This is a genomic window from Ruegeria sp. AM9, assembly GCF_056540565.1.
This window is the reverse complement of record NZ_JBQFWY010000018.1, coordinates 13,838-32,753: the sequence shown is the minus strand read 5'-3', so window position 1 is coordinate 32,753 and position 18,916 is coordinate 13,838. Positions and strand designations below refer to the sequence as shown.

Below are 18,916 nucleotides of genomic sequence, written 5' to 3'. Positions count from 1 at the left end.
CCCATATCGACCCCCATCCCCTTGGGGAATCAAGACCGCAGGCGGGATTCGTCCCAACTGCCCCGACCACCTCGAATAATGCTGAACCCACTGGCGGCACTGCCAAGGTTAAGCGTTGTGAAAAAAGGTTCTGGAGTTACGGAACCGCAACGAAAAGGAAAGTGACACGTGGCACGTATTGCCGGCGTAAACATCCCGACTGCAAAGCGGGTACCTATCGCCCTCACATATATCACCGGTATCGGCAACACCTCGGCCAAAGCGATCTGCGAAGCCGTGGGCATTGAAGCGACCCGTCGCGTCAACGAACTGTCCGACGCCGAAGTTCTGAAAATCCGCGAGTTCATCGACGAAAACTTCACCGTCGAAGGTGACCTGCGTCGTGAAGTTCAGATGAACGTCAAGCGCCTGATGGATCTGGGCTGCTACCGCGGTCTGCGTCACCGTCGCAACCTGCCGGTTCGCGGTCAGCGCACCCACACCAATGCTCGTACCCGCAAAGGCCCCGCAAAGGCCATCGCTGGTAAGAAGAAATAAGGGAGGGTCTGACTGATGGCACGTGACAAGACTCGCGTTAAGCGCAAAGAGCGTAAGAACATCGCATCGGGCGTCGCCCATGTGAACTCGACCTTCAACAACACCAAGATCCTGATCTCGGACGTACAGGGCAACGCCATCTCGTGGTCGTCTGCCGGTACCATGGGCTTCAAGGGTTCGCGGAAATCGACCCCCTACGCCGCTCAGATGGCTGCAGAAGACGCAGGCAAGAAGGCGCAGGAACATGGCGTCAAGACGCTGGAAGTCGAAGTTCAGGGCCCCGGTTCGGGTCGTGAATCGGCTCTGCGCGCACTGGCTGCTGTGGGCTTCAACATCACGTCGATCCGCGACGTGACTCCGATCGCTCACAATGGCTGCCGCCCGCCGAAGCGCCGCCGCGTCTAAGCGATTTTGAATTGAGCTGGGGCTGTGTTTTCGCACGGCCCCAGCACGTCATTTTGAACCTCGGGCGTCTGCACCTTGTTGGTCATGGGGCGCGGACAGGAATGGAGGGATTACATGATCCATAAGAATTGGGCAGAATTGATCAAGCCGACCCAGCTGGAAGGCAAGCCGGGCAACGATCCCGCACGTCAGGCGACCCTGGTTGCCGAACCGCTGGAACGTGGCTTTGGTCTGACCCTGGGCAACGCTCTGCGCCGCGTTCTGATGAGCTCGCTGCAAGGTGCGGCCATCACCAGCGTCCAGATCGACAACGTCCTGCACGAGTTCTCGTCGGTTGCAGGTGTCCGCGAAGACGTCACCGACATCATCCTGAACCTCAAGCAGGTTGCCCTGCGCATGGAAGTCGAAGGCCCCAAGCGTCTGTCGATCAATGCCAAAGGCCCCGCAGTTGTTACCGCTGGTGACATCAGCGAAAGCGCCGGAATCGAGGTTCTGAACCGCGATCACGTCATCTGTCACCTGGATGATGGCGCCGACCTGTTCATGGAACTGACCGTCAACACCGGCAAGGGTTACGTCTCGGCTGAGAAGAACAAGCCGGAAGACGCACCCATCGGCCTGATCCCGATCGACGCGATCTATTCGCCGGTCAAAAAGGTAGCCTATGACGTTCAGCCGACCCGTGAAGGTCAGGTTCTGGACTATGACAAGCTGACCCTGAAGATCGAAACAGACGGTTCGATCACTCCGGAAGACGCGCTGGCCTTTGCCGCGCGCATCCTGCAGGACCAGCTGTCGATCTTCGTCAACTTCGACGAACCGGAATCGGCTGGCCGCCAGGACGAAGACGATGGTCTGGAGTTCAACCCGCTGCTGCTGAAGAAAGTGGACGAGCTGGAACTGTCGGTCCGTTCGGCAAACTGCCTGAAGAACGACAACATCGTTTACATCGGCGACCTGATCCAGAAGACCGAAGCCGAGATGCTGCGCACCCCGAACTTCGGCCGCAAGTCGCTGAACGAGATCAAAGAAGTGCTGTCCGGCATGGGTCTGCACCTTGGCATGGATGTCGAGGACTGGCCGCCCGACAACATCGAAGATCTGGCGAAGAAATTCGAAGACGCGTTCTAAGCGCGTCTTCCCCAATGCCCGGGCTGCCGGGGACCGTATGGGCACTTCCGCCCCAAGGAGAGCCGGTGACACGCATCGCCGGCCAGACAAAGCAAAACGCGAAAGAAGGAACTGAAAAATGCGTCACGCACGTGGTTACCGCCGCCTGAACCGTACTCATGAGCACCGCAAGGCGCTGTTTGCGAACATGGCTGGCTCGCTCATCGAGCATGAGCAAATCAAAACGACCCTGCCCAAGGCAAAAGAACTGCGCCCGATCATCGAAAAGCTGGTCACTCTGGGCAAGCGCGGCGACCTGCACGCCCGCCGTCAGGCCGCAGCACAGCTGAAAGAAGACAAAGACGTCGCAAAGCTGTTCGAAGTTCTGGGTCCCCGCTACGCTGAGCGTCAGGGCGGTTATGTCCGCATCCTGAAAGCTGGCTTCCGCTATGGCGACATGGCACCGATGGCGATCATCGAATTCGTTGATCGTGACGTCGACGCCAAAGGCGCGGCCGACAAAGCCCGCGTTGCTGCGGAAGAAGCTGCAGAAGAATAATTGATCAGGGATACCTGTTCATAGACCCCCGCTCGGTTGAGCGGGGGTTTTTCTTTGCCGACTGTTCAAGGTATGGGACGGCAATGATCTAATGAAGCTCCCGGAGATCCCATTGACCATCCGCATGTCCGTTTTTGATGTTCAGGGCCTTGCCTTCGGCATCGTCATGACAAGCCTGAGCGTCGTATTTCTGAAAGCCGCCGGACTGGTGACGGGGCAAACCGCAGGAATCGCTCTGCTGCTGTCCTATGTCTTGCCGCTTGGGTTCGGTCCGCTGTTTTTTCTGATCGGAATTCCGTTTCTGGTTTTGGCATGGGTCAAACGCGGGCCGGTTTTTGCAATTCGTACAATTGTCGTTGTGGTCGGGATTTCGGTTTTGTCCCAAATTCTCGGAAAGATCGTGTTGTTCGAGCGGCTGGACCCGCTTGTCGCTGCAGTTCTGGGCGGAGCCTGCAGCGGGATGGGGTTGATCGCCATCTTCCGCCACAATGCCTCGGCCGGAGGGATGACCATTCTTGGCATTATTCTGGAACATAAAACCGGATTCAAAGCGGGTTGGTTTCAGCTGTCCGTCGACGCCACGGTCTTTCTCGCCTCGGCCTTTGTGCTCAGCCCCGCGCAATTGTTTTACTCGTTTCTTGGCGCCTTGATCACCAATATGGCAATTGTCTGGAATTTCGACGTCGCCCAGAGCCGAACCGGGCGCCCCGGGTATGGGCGGCCAGCAAACGAATAGCGATCTTGCAAACGGTGTGGCTTGCGGACATATCAATCCTTGAACGTATAAGAGGGTCTCATGTTCCGCACGCTTTTGCTTTGTCTGCCGCTTGCACTCTTGACCGCGCCGGTGATGGCCCAAACGAAAGTACCGCAATCGCAGGCCGAGATTTCGATTGGCTTTGCGCCGGTGGTCAAGCAGGCCTCTCCGGCGGTGGTCAACATCTATGCCAAGATCGTGCGGCAGGGGCGGGCGAATCCGTTTTTCTCGGACCCGTTCTTTCAGGACTTCTTCGGTCGTGGGTTCGGTGAGCCCCGCCCGCGGGTGCAGAACTCTCTGGGGTCGGGCGTGATCCTGTCGGAAGATGGTTTCGTGGTATCGAACTATCATGTGGTGGGTACGGCCACCGAAATCCGGGTCGTGACCACGGACCGGCGCGAGTTTTCGGCGCAGGTGGTTCTGGGCGACAAGGAAAGTGACATCGCCATCCTGCGGCTGAAAGAAGCCGAGGACCTGCCCTACCTGCAGATGCGCGACTCGGACCATGTCGAGGTAGGTGAGTTGGCGCTGGCCATCGGAAATCCGTTCGGGGTGGGGCAGACAGTGTCGTCGGGCATCATCTCGGGGCTGGCGCGGACCGGGGCGGCCACGGGCAATGCGCGGGGCTATTTCATTCAGACGGATGCGGCGATCAACCCCGGGAATTCTGGCGGAGCGCTGATTGATGTGAATGGCGATCTGATCGGGATCAATACCGCGATTCTGACCCGCTCGGGCGGCTCGAACGGCATCGGCTTTGCTATCCCCGCCAATCTGGTGGCCGAATTCCTGCGGCAGGCGCAGGGCGGCAATGACAGTTTCATTAGCCCCTGGGCTGGAATGGCGGGCCAGCACATGAGCGCGGATATCGCCGAGTCTCTGGGTCTGGTGATCCCCCTGGGCGTGGTGATTTCCGACCTGCACCCCCTGAGCCCCTTGGCCAAGGCCGGATTGCGTGTGGGCGACGTGGTGACCCATGTGGACGGGGATGAGGTGAACTCACCCGCCGAGATGAAGTTCCGCATGGCGGTTGCCGGTGTGGGTGGCACATCCAGGGTAACCCGGCTGCGCGGGGAAGAACGCGCCGAGGTGGAAATCGCGCTGATCAAAGCGCCCGGCACCCCGGCGGCCGAGGAAACCACACTGGATGACCAGACCGTGATGCCGGGCCTGACGGTCTCGCGCGTCAACCCGGCGGTGATCGCCAAGATGGGGCTTGTGCTGTCTCAGACTGGTGTCGTTGTGATGGATGCCGGCCCCTATGGTGGCCGATCCGGGCTACGTGCGGGTGATGTGGTCAACAGCATCAATGGCACGCGGGTTGAAACTCCCGGCGACGTGGTCGATGCGCTGACCGACCCGGGGCGCCGGATCAATCTGGATGTTCTCAGAGGGGGCCGTTCGATCTCGCTTCGGTTCCGGTTGTGACGTGAGCGATCTGTTCGATACAGGGGCTGCCCAGCCCGCGCCACCCGCGCACCGCCCGCTGGCCGATCGGCTGCGCCCGCAGACTCTGGCCGAAGTGATCGGGCAAGAGCAGGTGCTGGGCCCCGATGCGCCACTGGGGGTTATGCTGGCCTCGGGCAGCCTGTCCAGTCTGGTGTTCTGGGGGCCTCCGGGTGTCGGCAAGACAACCATCGCGCGGCTGCTGGCGCAGGAGACCGATCTGCATTTTGTTCAGATCAGCGCGATTTTCACCGGTGTGCCTGACCTGAAAAAGGTGTTCGAGGCTGCGAAAATCCGTCGCCAGAATGGGCAGGGCACGCTGTTATTCGTGGACGAGATTCACCGGTTCAATAAAGCCCAGCAAGACGGGTTCCTGCCGCATATGGAAGACGGCACCATCCTGCTGGTCGGGGCCACGACCGAGAATCCGTCCTTCGAGTTGAACGCCGCTGTGCTCAGCCGGGCGCAGGTGCTGGTGCTGGAACGCCTCAGCCTTGTTGATCTGGAACGCCTGACCCAACGGGCCGAGAAAGAGCTGGATCGCGCGCTGCCCCTGACCGGACCTGCACGTGAGGCGTTGCAGGAAATGGCCGATGGCGATGGCCGCGCGCTGTTGAACCTGATCGAACAGATCGCGGCGTGGAAGGTTGATAAACCGCTGGACCCCGATGCGCTGTCGACGCGGTTGATGCGCCGGGCGGCGAAATACGACAAATCTGGCGATGAGCATTACAATTTGATCTCGGCCCTGCATAAATCGGTGCGCGGGTCGGACCCGGATGCGGCGCTTTACTGGTTCGCGCGGATGCTGACGGGGGGCGAGGACCCGCGCTATCTGGCCCGTCGCATCACCCGCATGGCGGTTGAGGATATCGGTCTGGCCGATCCGCAGGCGCAGGCGATCTGCCTGCAATCGTGGCAGACCTATGAACGGCTGGGCAGCCCCGAGGGCGAGCTGGCGCTGGCGCAGGCGCTGGTCTATCTGGCGCTGGCTCCGAAATCGAACGGCGCCTATGTGGGTTACAAGGCGGCGATGCGGCTGGCCAAGCAATCCGGTAGCGAGCCACCGCCCAAGCATATCCTGAATGCCCCGACCTCGCTGATGAAGGACCAGGGTTATGGCGCGGGCTACGCCTATGACCATGACGCCGAGGACGGGTTCTCGGGCCAGAACTACTTCCCCGAAGGCATGGAGCGGCCTGCGCTGTATCAGCCGGTTGAGCGCGGCTTTGAACGCGAGCTGAAAAAGCGGCTGGATTACTTTGCCAAACTGCGGGCGCAGCGGAACAAGGGCTAGCGCTGGCTTGACTCTTTCGGTGCGGCACGCCACAGACGCGCATGTTTTCTAAGGCACCTAAGGGCACACAATCCACGCGGAACCGCCGCGTGAAGGGGATATCGGCATGAGCGGCGTACAAATGATCACCGTGGCAGAGGGGGATGGCGACCAGCGGATCGACCGGTGGCTGCGCCGTCTGTTCCCGCATGTCAGTCAGGGCCGCATCGAAAAGATGTGCCGCAAGGGTGAACTGCGCGTCGAAGGCGGCCGGGTGAAGGCTTCGACCCGGCTTGAGGTTGGGCAGGTCGTGCGCGTGCCGCCCCTGCCCGATGCTGATCACAAGCCCGCCGAGGTCAAGCGGCGCATCTCGGATGCCGATACCAAGATGATCCAATCCTGCGTGATCTATCGCGACGACCACGTGCTGGCCTTGAACAAGCCCCACGGGTTGCCGGTGCAGGGCGGCAGCGGCCAGACCCGCCACGTGGACAGCCTGTCCGAGGCATTGCGCTTTGGCTATGACGAGAACCCCCGCCTGGTGCACCGGCTGGACAAGGATACTTCGGGCGTTCTGTTGCTGGCCCGCACACGTGAGGCCGCGAAGGGGCTGACGGCGGCGTTCCGGCATCGTGACACGCGCAAAATATACTGGGCTTTGGTGGCCGGGGTGCCGACCCCCTATCTGGGTGAGATCAAGACCGGCCTCGTTAAGGCCGCAGGTCACGGCAAGCACGGTGAGGGCGAAAAGATGATCCCCGTCCACGTGAACGAGATCAGCGACAATCCCGGCGCGAAACGGGCGCATACGCTCTATGCGACGCTCTATCGGGTCGCCGGGCGTGCCGCCTGGGTGGCGATGGAGCCGATCACCGGCCGCACCCACCAGTTGCGGGCGCATATGGCGGCAATTGGGCACCCGATCATTGGTGACGGCAAATACGGCGGTTCGGGACAGGAAAACCTGGGTGATGGCTGGGGCGCGCAGCTGGGCGGGATCATCAGCAAAAAGCTGCACCTGCACGCCCGGCAGGCGACGTTCCAGCATCCGATGACGCGCAAGACCATCACCGTCACCGCGCCGCTGCCGGATCACATGACGCACAGCTGGGACACCTTTGGCTGGACCGAGGACCTGGCCGCAGACGACCCGTTCGAGGAACTGCAATGAGCGCACCGCTGCGTCTGGTGCTGTTCGATGTGGACGGCACGCTGGTCGACAGTCAGGGCAGTATCGTTTCGGCGATGACCGCCTGCTTTGACGCTCAATCCCTGCCGGTGCCGGACCGCGATGCGATCCTGTCCATTGTGGGGCTGTCTCTGCCCAATGCCATGGCGCAGCTGGCGCCCCAGCATTCCGACAGCGTGCGGCATCGCTTGGTCGAAGGGTACAAGGAAGCCTATCACGCGCAACGGCTGGAGCAGGGTGCGGCAAGCTCTCCGCTGTATCCGGGCGCGCGCGCCGCCATCGAAGCCCTGCAGGCGGTGCCCGAGGTTCTGCTGGGCGTGGCCACCGGGAAATCGCAGCGCGGTCTGGACGCGCTGATCGAAGCGCACGGGTTGGAGCGTTACTTTGTGACCCGTCAGGTGGCGGATCACCACCCCTCCAAGCCGCACCCGTCGATGATCGACGCGGCGCGCAGTGAAACCGGGGTAGAGGCGGCCCATACGGTAATGATCGGTGACACTCGGTTCGACATGGACATGGCCCGCGCCGCCGGGGTGGCGGGCATCGGCGTGACCTGGGGCTATCATGACCGATCCGCCTTGAACGGCGCCACCTGCATTATTGAAACTTTTGACCAGTTGCCCCGCGCGCTGGACGATATTTGGACCTGACATCATGAGCGACTGGAAACCCAAGCGATTTTGGACCGAAAGCGCGGTGGTCGAAGCCGAGGGCGGCTATACCGTCGAGCTGGATGGCCGCCGTGTGAAAACCCCGGCCAAGGCCGCTTTGGTTTTGCCGACCCGCGCCATGGCCGATGAAGTTGCCGCGGAATGGGACGCTCAGGAGAAGGTGATCGACCCGGCGGTGATGCCGTTCACCCGGTCGGCGAATGCCGCCATCGACAAGGTCTGCCATCAACACGCCGAGGTTGCAGACATGCTGGCCGATTACGGCGATTCGGACCTGCTGTGTTACCGCGCGGTTCACCCGCAGGAGTTGCAGCAGCGTCAGGCCGAACACTGGGACCCGGTGCTGGATTGGGCCGCCGAAACGCTGTCGGCGCGGCTATTGCCTGTGGCCGGTGTGCTACACCAACCGCAGCCGGAGGCGGCGCTGAAAACGCTCAGGCAGCGTGTGCATGGGCTGAACGACTTTCAACTGGCAGCCTTTCACGATCTGGTCAGCCTTTCGGGCTCTCTCATCCTTGGATTTGCAGCGGCGCAAAACCGGGGCGATGCGGAAGAAATCTGGCAGATTTCAAGGCTGGATGAGCAATGGCAGATCGACCAATGGGGCCATGATGATGAGGCCCACGCCGTTGCCGAGACCAAGAAAGCGGCCTTTTTGCACGCCAAACGGTTCTTTGACCTCTCGATTTGATCCCTCAGGGCCTGATTTTCGAATGGTGGGCGAGTCATCTCTGGATTGACCCATCGTTTTCCCTGATCGAACCCTTGACGTTTGTTTATGAATGCGCCCAAACTCGTGGCCACTAAAGGGGAGACACCTTTGGGAAACCTTTCTGGTGCCAGAGGTGCCGGACAGAACCGTCCTTTGATCGGGGCGGAAAATCAGGAAGAGGTAAAAATGAAAAAATCCGTAATCTTGGGCGTGGCAACCATCGCCGGCCTGGCTGCTGGTGCAGCGGCAGCGGGGACTGCCGATGATGTCAAGGCGCGCGGCAAGCTGAACTGCGGCGTGGCGACCGGCGTTCCCGGCTTTGCCAGCCCGGATGCCAACGGTGTATGGCAGGGCTTTGACGTGGCTGTATGCCGCGCAGTTGCAGCCGCTGTTCTGGATGATCCGATGGCTGTTGAATTCATTCCGACCACCGGTAAAACCCGTTTCACCGCGCTGGCTTCGGGCGAGATCGACATGCTGGCCCGTAACACCACCTGGACCTTCAGCCGCGACGTCGACCTGAAGTTCGAATTCGTCGGCATCAACTACTATGATGGTCAGGGTTTCATGGTTCCCAAGGCTCTGGGCGTCAGCTCGGCCAAGGAACTGGACGGCGCCACCGTCTGCATTCAGACCGGCACCACCACCGAGCTCAACCTGGCGGATTTCTTCCGCATCAACAACATGAGCTACGAGCCGGTTCCGATCGAAACCAACGCCGAAGCGCAGCAGCAGTATCTGGCTGGTGCCTGTGACGTCTACACCACCGACGCATCGGGCCTGGCGGCGACCCGCGCCACCTTTGAAAACGCGGGCGACCACGTGATCCTGCCCGAAATCATCTCGAAAGAGCCGCTGGGACCGCTGGTCCGTCACGGCGACCACGAGTGGGGTGATGTTGTACGCTGGACCCTGAACGCACTGATCGCAGCCGAAGAGCTGGGCGTGACCTCGGCAAACATCGACGAGATGTCTGCTGGCACCGACAACCCCGAAGTGAACCGCCTGCTGGGCAGCGAAGGCACTCTGGGTGAGATGCTGGGTCTGGACGCAACCTGGGCACAGCGCGCGATCAAGGCCGGCGGCAACTATGGCGAGGTCTTTGCCAAGAACATCGGTGAGGAAACTCCGATCGGTCTGGCACGCGGTCTGAACGCACAGTGGACCGATGGCGGCCTGCTGTACGCACCGCCGTTCCGCTAAAATCCACGGAAAAGGGCGCAGGGCAACCTGCGCCCTTTTTCAATCAATAAGAAACACGCCCGGAACGTTCTGAGCAGAGACCAACTCTGCCACTGAGAACCGGGATGCACGGGGAAATACTTAGGTCATGACGACACTCACTGACCCGCCGAAGGAGCACTTCCGGCTGTCCATGCTCCTTTACGATACGCGGTATCGATCTGCGACCATTCAGGTCATCGCTTTGATCGGTTTCATGCTTTTGGCAGCCTGGCTGATCAACAACACCATTCAAAACCTGGAAGCGCTGGGTAAAACGGTCGAGTTCGGCTTTTTCGGCGAACCGGCCAGCTATGACATCAACCAGCGCCTGCTGGAATACAACTCGCGCGACAGCCATTTGCGAGCGGCCTTTATCGGGCTGCTGAACACGCTGGTTGTGGCGGTTCTGGGGTGTATCACGGCAACCATCGTCGGCGTCATGGTCGGTGTTCTGCGCCTGTCCAACAACTGGCTGGTCGCCCGGATCATGACCGTCTATGTCGAGATGTTCCGCAACGTGCCGGTGCTGCTGTGGATCGTTCTGGCCATGGCCATTCTGATCGAGGGCCTGCCCGCGCCACGCGCCTTCCGGGGGGAAGACCCCGAGGCGACGATGAAACTGTTCGAATCCGTCGCAGTGACCAACCGCGGGGTCTATATCCCCGAGTTCCTGTTCTCGCGCGGATTGGGTGACATCCACCTGTTCGGCACGTCGAGCCTGCGCTTTGACGTCTCGCTGGATCTGATCGCGTTCCTGATCGTGTTCGGCGGCAGCATCTTTGCCATGCGCAAGGTGACGGCCTGGGCCAACGCCACGCAGGAAAAGTCGGGTGACCGTCCGACCATCTGGTATATCCAGCTGGGTCTGTTCTTTGTGCCGTCGGCGATCCTGCTGGGCGCGCTGGGCTTCCACTTGGGTTACCCCGAGCTGAAGGGCTTTAACTTCAGCGGCGGTACTCACCTTCGGAACTCGCTGATCGCGCTGTGGTTGGCCTTGTCGCTGTATACCGCCGCCTTCATCGCCGAGATCGTGCGCGCCGGTATTCTGGCCATCTCCAAGGGTCAGACCGAGGCCGCATCCGCACTGGGCCTGCGTCCGGGCCGGACCATGCGGCTGGTGATCCTGCCGCAGGCGCTGCGGGTGATTATCCCGCCGATGATCTCGAACTATCTGAACCTGACCAAGAACTCGTCGCTGGCGATCGCGGTTGGATACATGGACATCACGGGGACCCTGGGCGGCATCACCATGAACCAGACCGGCCGCGAGCTGGAATGTGTTCTGCTGCTGATGCTGGTCTATCTGGCCATCTCGCTGAGCGTTTCGGCGGTGATGAACTGGTACAACAACCGTGTCAAACTGGTGGAGCGGTAATATGAGTGATGTTTCATTTGTCCGCACGGAAATGTTGCCCGAAAAGGCACCGCCCGCCTCTGAGGTCGGTGTCGTGGGCTGGGTCAGGCATAATCTGTTCTCAAGCTGGCTGAACTCGATCCTGACGCTCGTGTCGCTTTATGCGATCTGGTACGTGCTGGCTGGTGTTTTGCCGTGGATCTTCGAATCCGTCTGGAACGCCAACTCGCTGAACGAATGCCGCGAGATCATGATGGCCACGTGGGGCTCAACCCACGGTCATGCATGTTGGGGTGTCATCAACGACCGCTGGCTGCAGCTGCTGTTCGGCTTCTACCCGAGCCATCTGTACTGGCGTCCGATCCTGGCGCTGCTCCTGCTGCTGGTGGCTCTGGCGCCGGTGCTCTACTCGGACCGCGTTCCGACCAAGCTGCTGATCCTGACAGCGATCTATCCCTTCCTGATGCCATGGCTGATGTGGGGTGGCAGCATTTGGGGACCGGTTTGTGTCGGGTTGGCGATCGCGGCCTCGTTCTGGATTGCCAACATGCTTTCGGAAAAGCTTGGTAGCCTGATGGGTATCCTTTTGGGCCTCGTGTTCTTTCTGTTCATGTTCCTCGATCCTCTTGGTTTGGTTCTGACCATCATTGGCAAGTTCCTCGGGCTATTTGCCGGAGGGGTTCCCGCTTGGTGGGTCACGCTTCTGGTTTGGTATGAATCGTCGATTGGGAGCATATTCCCGTTCGCCACTAATCTGGCCGGTTGGATACAGGGCATTGTGCCTCTTGGCATCGAACCCGTGCAAAGCCGGGCCTTTGGTGGGTTCATGCTGGCGATCCTGCTGGGGGTTGTGGCCATTGGTGTGTCGCTGCCCATCGGCATCGTTCTGGCACTGGGCCGTCAATCCGATCTGCTGATCGTCAAATACCTGTGCGTGGGCTTTATCGAGTTCATCCGCGGCGTGCCGCTGATCACCTTGCTGTTCGTGGCCTCGCTGCTGCTGAACATCTTCATGCCGCCGGGCACCAATTTTGACATCATCCTGCGGGTGATGATCATGATGACCCTGTTCTCGGCCGCCTATATGGCCGAGGTGATCCGGGGTGGTCTGGCAGCCCTGCCGCGCGGCCAGTACGAAGGGGCCGACAGTCTGGGCCTGAACTATTGGCAGGCACAGCGCTTGATCATCATGCCGCAAGCCCTGAAAATCTCAATTCCGGGCATCGTGAGCACATTCATCGGGATCTTCAAGGATACGACACTGGTGTCAATCATCGGGCTGTTCGACGTGATCGGACTGGCATCTGCCATCCGCGCCGACACCGCCTGGAACGGCGTCTACTGGGAACTGTTCGCGTTCATCGCGGCGCTGTTCTTCGTCGTCTGCTTCTCTATGTCCCGTTATTCCATGTATCTGGAGCGCAAGCTTCAGACTGGCCACCGTTAAGGAGTTCAACACATGTCTGAACTTGCAATTGAACGCGAAATCGACCGCTCCAAGATGCAGGTGAGCGACGAGGTCGCCATCGAAATCACCAACATGAACAAGTGGTACGGGTCCTTCCACGTGCTGCGCGACATCAATCTGACCGTCAATCAGGGCGAGCGGATCGTGATCGCGGGGCCGTCGGGGTCGGGCAAGTCCACCCTGATCCGCTGCCTGAACGCGCTGGAAGAACACCAGCAGGGCACGATCGTGGTGGACGGGACCGAGCTGTCGAATGACCTGAAAAACATCGACAAGATCCGGTCCGAGGTTGGTATGGTGTTCCAGCACTTCAACCTGTTCCCGCATCTGACCATTCTGGAAAACTGTACGCTGGCCCCGATCTGGGTGCGCAAGACGCCCAAGAAAGAGGCCGAAGAGCGCGCGATGCATTTCCTTGAAAAGGTGAAGATTCCTGATCAGGCACTGAAGTATCCCGGTCAGCTTTCGGGTGGTCAGCAGCAGCGTGTGGCGATTGCGCGAAGCTTGTGCATGATGCCGCGGATCATGTTGTTCGATGAACCGACATCGGCGCTGGACCCCGAGATGATCAAAGAGGTGCTCGACACCATGATCGAGCTGGCCGAGGAAGGCATGACCATGCTGTGTGTGACGCACGAGATGGGCTTTGCCCGTCAGGTCGCCAACCGGGTGATCTTTATGGATGCTGGTCAGATCGTGGAGCAGAACGAACCGGAAGAGTTCTTCAACAACCCGCAGAGCGAACGGACCAAGCTGTTCCTGAGCCAAATTCTCGGCCATTAAGCCTAACGAAACAGATCAAAAGGCGGGGTTTTGCCCCGCCTTTTTTCATTCCAGCAGCTCGCGCGGAATGACAAATCCCTGCACGTTACCGCTGTGCCAGCGGACCTGCGCCCAATCGTCGATGTCGAACCGGATCACGGTCGTGGCGCAGGTCGGGTAATCGTGGAATCGCGCGTGGTCCGGGGCGTGCCGGACGATACGATTGGCAAATGCGGCAATGCCAGGGTTGTGGCCCAGCATCAGCACCGTGGGTTCCGTGGCGCCCGACAGCTCGATCAGCATGTCCTCGGGGGCTACGTGATAGAGCGTGCGGTGGAAACAGACCTTGTTCGCGTGCAGCCCCATCCGATCCCAGGTCTCGCGTGTGCGGGTCGAAGTTGAACTCAGCACCTCATCCGGCAGCCAGCCGTTTTCGCTTAGCCAGTTTGCAATGGCCGGGGCCGATTTGCGTCCGCGCTTGTTCAGGGGGCGGTCGTGATCGCTGAGGCCCAGGTTGCTCCAACTGGATTTCGCATGGCGGGTCAGGATCAGGGTGCGGGTCATGACGGGTGAAACGCTCTCATATGGTGGGCGGATTGCTCCGGGTCGCGCCCCGCACCTGCGCTGAGCGGGCAGGACAGCCGCGCGAGGCAGCCTCCGGTCATGCAGGTCTGCCCCTCTGGGGTGGAAAGATGTGCATGGCAGGCGGCTACGTCATAAAAGTCTCGGGTGTTCAGTGCCTGGACCGGGCAGGAGGTTGCACATGGGGCGGGGCAATCCATGCAGGGCGACGCGCTGCTGCCTTCGGGGATGTCGAATTCCCGCGCGAAATGCAGCGCCCCACGAAACGAGATCATCATACCCACGGTGTCATGCACCAAAGCGCCAACCGGGCTGCTGAAGGTGCGCCCGGATTTCAGCGCCCAGTCGATGAAAGGCGCATAGGGTGGTCCGCCAAACGGAAAATGTGCCTGCGCGCCCAGATCCTGCGCCATCTGACCAATGACGCGGCTGGACCAGCGGTCCACCGGGTCAGGCTCCGACCACTCCGGGGATGCCTTCAAGACAGGCCAGAAAGCTGAACCCGCGCCCAAAAGGATCAGAGTTCCCCCATCCAGACCCTTGGCGCCGCTTTTTCGCGGATGAGTCGCGCCCATGACGATCAGACCCGCTTGATACGCCGCGCGCATTACCCAGCCATAACTGATTGCTGCCGCGTACGAGGAGGGTGGGGGATGTCCGGTCATCTCACCTCCGCGGGCTGGGTCAATCGGGGCGGATCAGTGACCCGGCGCCGTGCTCGGTGAACAGCTCCAGCAGCACCGCATTGGGCGCGCGACCGTCCAGAATGACAACCGCCCGCACACCGCTGTGCAGCGCGTCCAGCGCAGTTTCGGTTTTGGGGATCATGCCGCCTGCAATCGTGCCGTCCATCGTCATTTCACGGATTTGACCGGCTTTAAGCTCGGTTACGACCTCTCCGGCGGCGTTCTTGACGCCCGAGACATCGGTCAACAGCAGCAGCCGGTCTGCCTTGAGCGCGGATGCGATGGCGCCCGCCGCCGTATCTCCATTGATGTTGAACGTCTCACCGTTCTTGCCTGCGCCCAGAGGGGCAATTACAGGGATCACATCATGCGCGAACAGGTCGTGCAGAATTTTCGGGTCCATTTTGGACGGAGAACCGACAAATCCCAGCGCCGGATCGGCCTGATCACAGACCATCAGGTTTGCATCCTTGCCCGACAGGCCCACGGCCGTACCGCCCTGTCCATTGATCGCCTGTACGATGCGCTTGTTCACAAGGCCGGACAGGACCATCTCAACCACCTCAACGGTGGCTTTGTCGGTCACCCGCTTGCCGTTCACGAATTCGGACTGGATATCCAACTGATCCAGCATTGCGTTGATCATCGGACCGCCGCCATGCACGATCACCGGGTTCACGCCGACCTGACGCATCAGCACGACGTCGCGGGCAAAGCTCTCCATCGCCTCGTCGCTGCCCATGGCGTGACCGCCCAGTTTGATGACGACAATCGCGCCGTCGTAGCGCTGCAGATAGGGCAAGGCGCTGTTCAAAGTGGCGGCGGTGGCGATCCAGTCCCGGTTCATATCTCTTGTCTTCATGGCTTAGGTCCCTTTGACGTTCCGTGTTAGGGCCTTTGCGCGGTGCTGCCAAGAGGCAAGCTATTCCAGATGCGCGATGATCGAACGTAGTGTCGGAATGCCGTCGCCCTTTTCAGACGAGGTCAGCACGATTTCCGGAAAGGCCGCCGGGTGTTTCGACAACGCTCCGCGCACCTGTTCCAGCACTTTTTCGCGATCCTTCGCCTTGACCTTGTCGGCCTTGGTCATCACGCATTGAAATGTCACGGCGCTGGTGTCCAGCAGCTTCATGATCTCGGCATCGACCGGTTTCACCCCATGGCGTGAGTCTATCAGGACAAAGGCCCTGCGCAGGGTCTGACGACCGCTCAGATACTGTTTCAGCAGCCGCTGCCATTTTTCCACCACCTTCACCGGCGCGTTGGCATAGCCATAGCCGGGCAGGTCGACCAGATAGAGCTCGGGGCCCTGGGTGAAAAAGTTGATTTCCTGCGTGCGACCCGGCGTATTCGACGCGCGCGCCAGCCCCTTGGTTCCGGTCAGTGCGTTGATCAGGCTGGATTTGCCCACGTTCGAGCGACCCGCAAAGCAGACCTCCAACCGGTCGGGCGCGGGCAGACCGTTCATGGCAACCACGCCTTTGACGAATTCGGACTCGCCTGCGAACAGCTTGCGACCACGCTCGGACGCGAATTCATCCGGGTCTTCAGCCAAAGGAAAGGGGAGGGTGCTCATAGCAGTTCTACCTTGTCGCCAACCGAGATTGCGCCGCCTTTGACGACCTCGGCATAGACACCGAAATCCTGATGGCCCCAGGTTTTCAGGGTGCCCAGGGTATCGGCATCACGTATGCCGGTTTCAGGGTTGGCCGTTGTGGCCAGACAGCGGGTGATCCGTTCGCGGACACGGAACACGGCGTCGCCGATCCGGACCTCTTGGCCCAGCCACTCGAATTCTTCCCACAGCGGCATACCATCGAACCAGACATTGCCGCGCCAGCGATGGATCGACAGGTCCTGTCCCAGCTTTTGCCCAACCGCGCGGTGAGACGCCATGTTGCAAAGGCTGATCGAGGGGAAATCGCTGTCGGTCATGCCACGCCCCGGAACCCGGATGATACGCGCCGAGGCGGCCCGGTCTGCGGGCATCAGGGGCTTGACCCAGTCCAGAAACGCCTGCTGTTCGCTGTCCGGGGCAAAGGTCAGGTCCGGGCGGTCCGGATGGGACAACGTCAGGGTCTCGCCGTTGGACAATGCCGAGATTGCCATCAGCTGCGGCGCTTTTGCACCCCGGCTGAAATTGGGGCAGGGGACCCATTCCGAGCCGTCCGCCTTGGATGCCTCATGCGCAACCGCCCAAACGCGATCCCCGGGCATGGTCTGCCCGGGGTTCACGGTTACGGTTTCGACGGCTTCGCGACCGTGGCTTTTGATCGGATGCCGCCAAAGCTGGGTTACTTCTGCTGTCATTTATCATCCGTTTTCGGCGTGCGCTTGAAGCCGGACTTGATGTTGCCGAATACGTCCGGCTTATAGCCTTGGCTGCGCATGATCAGGTATTGTTGGGTGAACGTGATCGTGTTGTTCGCGATCCAGTAAACCACCAGCCCGCTGGCAAAGCTGCCCAGCATGAACATGAACACCCACGGCATCCAGGCAAAGATCATCGCCTGTGTCGCGTCGGTTGGTGCCGGGTTCAGCTTTTGTTGCAGCCACATCGAGATACCCAGCAGCAGCGGCAGGATACCGATGAAGATCAGCGCCATGAGGCTGTCGGGCTGCGGTCCGGCAAAGGGCAGCAGGCCGAACAGGTTCATGATCGAGGTCGGGTCCGGCGCGCTCAGGTCCTGGAACGGGCCAAACCAGGGGGCCTGACGCAGTTCGATGGTGACGAAGATCACCTTGTACAGCGAGAAGAAGATCGGAATCTGCATCAGGATCGGCAAACAGCCCGCGGCGGGGTTCACCTTTTCCTTCTTGTACAGCTCCATCATGCCCTGCTGCATCTTTTGGCGGTCGTCGCCGGCGGCCTCTTTCAGGGCCTCCATCTGCGGCTGCAGCTCCTTCATCTTCGCCATCGAGACGTAGGATTTAAACGCCAGCGGGAACAGGATCGCCTTGATGATCAGCGTCAGGCCGATGATCGACCAACCCATATTGCCGATCAGGGCGTTGATGTTATGCAGCAGCCAGAAGATCGGCTTGGTCAGGAAGAAGAACCAGCCCCAATCGATGCTGTCGATGAACTTTTGCACGCCTTCCTTCTGATATTCACGGATGGTTTCCCATTCCTTGGCACCGGCAAACAGTTGCGTGGTGACCTCTTCCGTTGCGCCGGGGGCAACGGTCAGCGTCGGCAGAACCGTTTCGGTCTGATAAATCTTGCGGCGTGCGTCATATTTCGCGGCGGCCTTGAACGCGGTTCCCGGTTCGGGGATCAGCGTGGTCATCCAATAGTGGTCGGTAAAGCCGATCCAGCCGTCTTCCTTGACCTGATAAACCTCGGCCTGCGCGCGTTCATTCGGATCGATATCGAAATCGCGGACATCGCCGTAATCGATCTCGGCCAGCGTGCCGTCGGCCATGCCGATCACGCCTTCATGCAGGATGAAGAAATTCTTCAAGTCGGGCAGGTCGCCATCCTCGCCAATGCCGTGGCGTGCCAGAATGCCATAGGGCGCCATTCCAACTTCGGATTGCGAGTTGTTCTCGACCGACTGCGTGACCGAGAACATGTAGTTTTCGTCCACCGAGATCGTACGGCGGAAGGACAGCCCCTTGCCGTTATCCCATTTCAGGGTGATCGGAGTATCAACACCCAGCTTTTCACCCTGTTCTACCGTCCAGAGCGTGTTCGGGCCGGGTACGTCTGCACCAGCGACACCAGCGCCCGGAGCCCAGCCGTAAAGGGCGTAATAGGCCGAATCCGATCCAACTGGCGACAGCAGCTCAACAATCGGCGCATCTTCTTCGATCGAGACCTTGTAGTCCTTCAGGAACAGCTCATCGATGCGGCCACCCGACAGCGACAGGTTGCCCTTCAGGCGCGGCGTGTCGATCTCGACCCGCGGGGCCTGTTCTTCGGGCAGGGTTTCCTCGGCGGCGGTTGTCGCTTCACCAACGGTGCCGGTACCTGTGGCGCTTGGGGTTTGAACCTCATTGCCGTCGACGGCGGTAATCTCGGCCTGATCCGGTGTTGGCGCTTGTTCCGGCTGGGGGACCAGCAGGTACCAAACAAAGATCACGAGAAAGCTGAGCACGGTTGCAAGGATGAGATTCTTGTTCTGATCGTCCATCGGGGACAGCCACCTTAAGCAGTGAAACACACCCGGTGGGTT

General features: G+C 60.4%; 20 protein-coding genes. 14 read left to right on the top strand and 6 right to left on the bottom strand.

Annotation, left to right across the window (positions count from 1 at the left end; all coding sequences use genetic code 11):
* The first annotated feature begins 168 nt into the window (after positions 1-168).
* The 14 genes from rpsM (at position 169) to ACR0DO_RS18445 (ending at position 13,491) form a co-directional block, all read left to right on the top strand.
* On the top strand, positions 169-537 hold the full coding sequence (rpsM, locus tag ACR0DO_RS18510; protein WP_170377641.1) for a 30S ribosomal protein S13: 369 nt from the start codon (positions 169-171) through the stop codon (positions 535-537).
* Between the two features lie 15 nt (positions 538-552).
* Positions 553-942 (top strand): 30S ribosomal protein S11, encoded by a 390-nt coding sequence (gene rpsK, locus ACR0DO_RS18505; protein WP_008757289.1) that lies wholly within the window; start codon positions 553-555, stop codon positions 940-942.
* Positions 943-1,056: 114 nt separating this feature from the next.
* Positions 1,057-2,073, top strand: coding sequence for a DNA-directed RNA polymerase subunit alpha (locus ACR0DO_RS18500; RefSeq protein ID WP_058276312.1), 1,017 nt, complete (start codon positions 1,057-1,059; stop codon positions 2,071-2,073).
* A gap of 118 nt (positions 2,074-2,191) precedes the next feature.
* On the top strand, positions 2,192-2,611 hold the full coding sequence (rplQ, locus tag ACR0DO_RS18495) for a 50S ribosomal protein L17 (RefSeq protein ID WP_170334079.1): 420 nt from the start codon (positions 2,192-2,194) through the stop codon (positions 2,609-2,611).
* A 91-nt stretch (positions 2,612-2,702) separates the two neighbouring features.
* Positions 2,703-3,347 (top strand): YitT family protein, encoded by a 645-nt coding sequence (locus tag ACR0DO_RS18490; RefSeq protein ID WP_480560957.1) that lies wholly within the window; start codon positions 2,703-2,705, stop codon positions 3,345-3,347.
* Positions 3,348-3,407: 60 nt separating this feature from the next.
* Positions 3,408-4,796: a trypsin-like peptidase domain-containing protein gene (locus ACR0DO_RS18485; protein WP_480560956.1), complete on the top strand. Its 1,389-nt coding sequence runs from the start codon at positions 3,408-3,410 to the stop codon at positions 4,794-4,796.
* 1 nt (position 4,797) lies between these two features.
* On the top strand, positions 4,798-6,111 hold the full coding sequence (locus tag ACR0DO_RS18480; protein WP_480560955.1) for a replication-associated recombination protein A: 1,314 nt from the start codon (positions 4,798-4,800) through the stop codon (positions 6,109-6,111).
* Between the two features lie 106 nt (positions 6,112-6,217).
* Positions 6,218-7,261, top strand: a complete 1,044-nt coding sequence (locus ACR0DO_RS18475; RefSeq protein WP_480560954.1) for an RluA family pseudouridine synthase — start codon at positions 6,218-6,220, stop codon at positions 7,259-7,261.
* Positions 7,258-7,929, top strand: coding sequence for an HAD-IA family hydrolase (locus tag ACR0DO_RS18470; RefSeq protein WP_480560953.1), 672 nt, complete (start codon positions 7,258-7,260; stop codon positions 7,927-7,929). Before ACR0DO_RS18475 ends, ACR0DO_RS18470 begins: the two co-directional genes overlap by 4 nt.
* A 4-nt stretch (positions 7,930-7,933) precedes the next feature.
* On the top strand, positions 7,934-8,641 hold the full coding sequence (locus tag ACR0DO_RS18465; protein ID WP_480560952.1) for an ATP12 family chaperone protein: 708 nt from the start codon (positions 7,934-7,936) through the stop codon (positions 8,639-8,641).
* A 207-nt stretch (positions 8,642-8,848) separates the two neighbouring features.
* Positions 8,849-9,865, top strand: a complete 1,017-nt coding sequence (locus ACR0DO_RS18460) for an amino acid ABC transporter substrate-binding protein (RefSeq protein WP_170440508.1) — start codon at positions 8,849-8,851, stop codon at positions 9,863-9,865.
* Between the two features lie 127 nt (positions 9,866-9,992).
* The gene (locus tag ACR0DO_RS18455; RefSeq protein ID WP_170440510.1) at positions 9,993-11,261 is read left to right on the top strand and encodes an ABC transporter permease subunit; all 1,269 of its coding nucleotides are present in this window, start codon (positions 9,993-9,995) and stop codon (positions 11,259-11,261) included.
* Between the two features lies 1 nt (position 11,262).
* Positions 11,263-12,687 (top strand): amino acid ABC transporter permease, encoded by a 1,425-nt coding sequence (locus ACR0DO_RS18450; protein ID WP_480560951.1) that lies wholly within the window; start codon positions 11,263-11,265, stop codon positions 12,685-12,687.
* Between the two features lie 12 nt (positions 12,688-12,699).
* A complete protein-coding gene (locus ACR0DO_RS18445) occupies positions 12,700-13,491 on the top strand; it encodes an amino acid ABC transporter ATP-binding protein (protein WP_421596689.1) in 792 nt (263 codons plus the stop codon).
* A 45-nt stretch (positions 13,492-13,536) separates the two neighbouring features.
* Here ACR0DO_RS18445 and ACR0DO_RS18440 read toward each other — a convergent pair whose 3' ends face one another.
* The 6 genes from ACR0DO_RS18440 to yidC are packed head-to-tail and all read right to left on the bottom strand — an operon-like array spanning position 13,537 to position 18,874.
* Positions 13,537-14,034, bottom strand: coding sequence for a SixA phosphatase family protein (locus ACR0DO_RS18440; RefSeq protein ID WP_480560950.1), 498 nt, complete (start codon positions 14,032-14,034; stop codon positions 13,537-13,539).
* Positions 14,031-14,717 carry a ferredoxin gene (locus tag ACR0DO_RS18435; protein ID WP_480560949.1) on the bottom strand — a complete coding sequence of 229 codons (687 nt, stop codon included), beginning with the start codon at positions 14,715-14,717 and terminating at the stop codon, positions 14,031-14,033. The genes ACR0DO_RS18440 and ACR0DO_RS18435 overlap by 4 nt, the downstream gene beginning before the upstream one ends.
* 19 nt (positions 14,718-14,736) lie before the next feature.
* Positions 14,737-15,600 carry an acetylglutamate kinase gene (argB, locus tag ACR0DO_RS18430; protein WP_480560948.1) on the bottom strand — a complete coding sequence of 288 codons (864 nt, stop codon included), beginning with the start codon at positions 15,598-15,600 and terminating at the stop codon, positions 14,737-14,739.
* 60 nt (positions 15,601-15,660) lie between these two features.
* A complete protein-coding gene (yihA, locus tag ACR0DO_RS18425; protein ID WP_480560947.1) occupies positions 15,661-16,314 on the bottom strand; it encodes a ribosome biogenesis GTP-binding protein YihA/YsxC in 654 nt (217 codons plus the stop codon).
* Positions 16,311-17,048, bottom strand: coding sequence for an MOSC domain-containing protein (locus ACR0DO_RS18420; protein ID WP_480560946.1), 738 nt, complete (start codon positions 17,046-17,048; stop codon positions 16,311-16,313). Before ACR0DO_RS18420 ends, yihA begins: the two co-directional genes overlap by 4 nt.
* Positions 17,045-18,874: a membrane protein insertase YidC gene (yidC, locus tag ACR0DO_RS18415; protein WP_480560945.1), complete on the bottom strand. Its 1,830-nt coding sequence runs from the start codon at positions 18,872-18,874 to the stop codon at positions 17,045-17,047. Before yidC ends, ACR0DO_RS18420 begins: the two co-directional genes overlap by 4 nt.
* Between the last annotated feature and the right edge of the window lie 42 nt (positions 18,875-18,916).

Coding starts and splice junctions, on each gene's coding strand:
- ACR0DO_RS18485 (WP_480560956.1), top strand. CDS start 3,408: ATGTTCCGCACGCTTTTGCTTTGTCTGCCGCTTGCACTCTTGACCGCG.
- ACR0DO_RS18435 (WP_480560949.1), bottom strand. CDS start 14,717: ATGACCGGACATCCCCCACCCTCCTCGTACGCGGCAGCAATCAGTTAT.
- ACR0DO_RS18490 (WP_480560957.1), top strand. CDS start 2,703: ATGAAGCTCCCGGAGATCCCATTGACCATCCGCATGTCCGTTTTTGAT.
- ACR0DO_RS18455 (WP_170440510.1), top strand. CDS start 9,993: ATGACGACACTCACTGACCCGCCGAAGGAGCACTTCCGGCTGTCCATG.
- yidC (WP_480560945.1), bottom strand. CDS start 18,874: ATGGACGATCAGAACAAGAATCTCATCCTTGCAACCGTGCTCAGCTTT.
- ACR0DO_RS18470 (WP_480560953.1), top strand. CDS start 7,258: ATGAGCGCACCGCTGCGTCTGGTGCTGTTCGATGTGGACGGCACGCTG.
- ACR0DO_RS18450 (WP_480560951.1), top strand. CDS start 11,263: ATGAGTGATGTTTCATTTGTCCGCACGGAAATGTTGCCCGAAAAGGCA.
- ACR0DO_RS18460 (WP_170440508.1), top strand. CDS start 8,849: ATGAAAAAATCCGTAATCTTGGGCGTGGCAACCATCGCCGGCCTGGCT.
- argB (WP_480560948.1), bottom strand. CDS start 15,600: ATGAAGACAAGAGATATGAACCGGGACTGGATCGCCACCGCCGCCACT.
- ACR0DO_RS18500 (WP_058276312.1), top strand. CDS start 1,057: ATGATCCATAAGAATTGGGCAGAATTGATCAAGCCGACCCAGCTGGAA.
- rplQ (WP_170334079.1), top strand. CDS start 2,192: ATGCGTCACGCACGTGGTTACCGCCGCCTGAACCGTACTCATGAGCAC.
- ACR0DO_RS18420 (WP_480560946.1), bottom strand. CDS start 17,048: ATGACAGCAGAAGTAACCCAGCTTTGGCGGCATCCGATCAAAAGCCAC.
- yihA (WP_480560947.1), bottom strand. CDS start 16,314: ATGAGCACCCTCCCCTTTCCTTTGGCTGAAGACCCGGATGAATTCGCG.
- ACR0DO_RS18440 (WP_480560950.1), bottom strand. CDS start 14,034: ATGACCCGCACCCTGATCCTGACCCGCCATGCGAAATCCAGTTGGAGC.
- ACR0DO_RS18475 (WP_480560954.1), top strand. CDS start 6,218: ATGAGCGGCGTACAAATGATCACCGTGGCAGAGGGGGATGGCGACCAG.
- ACR0DO_RS18465 (WP_480560952.1), top strand. CDS start 7,934: ATGAGCGACTGGAAACCCAAGCGATTTTGGACCGAAAGCGCGGTGGTC.
- ACR0DO_RS18445 (WP_421596689.1), top strand. CDS start 12,700: ATGTCTGAACTTGCAATTGAACGCGAAATCGACCGCTCCAAGATGCAG.
- rpsK (WP_008757289.1), top strand. CDS start 553: ATGGCACGTGACAAGACTCGCGTTAAGCGCAAAGAGCGTAAGAACATC.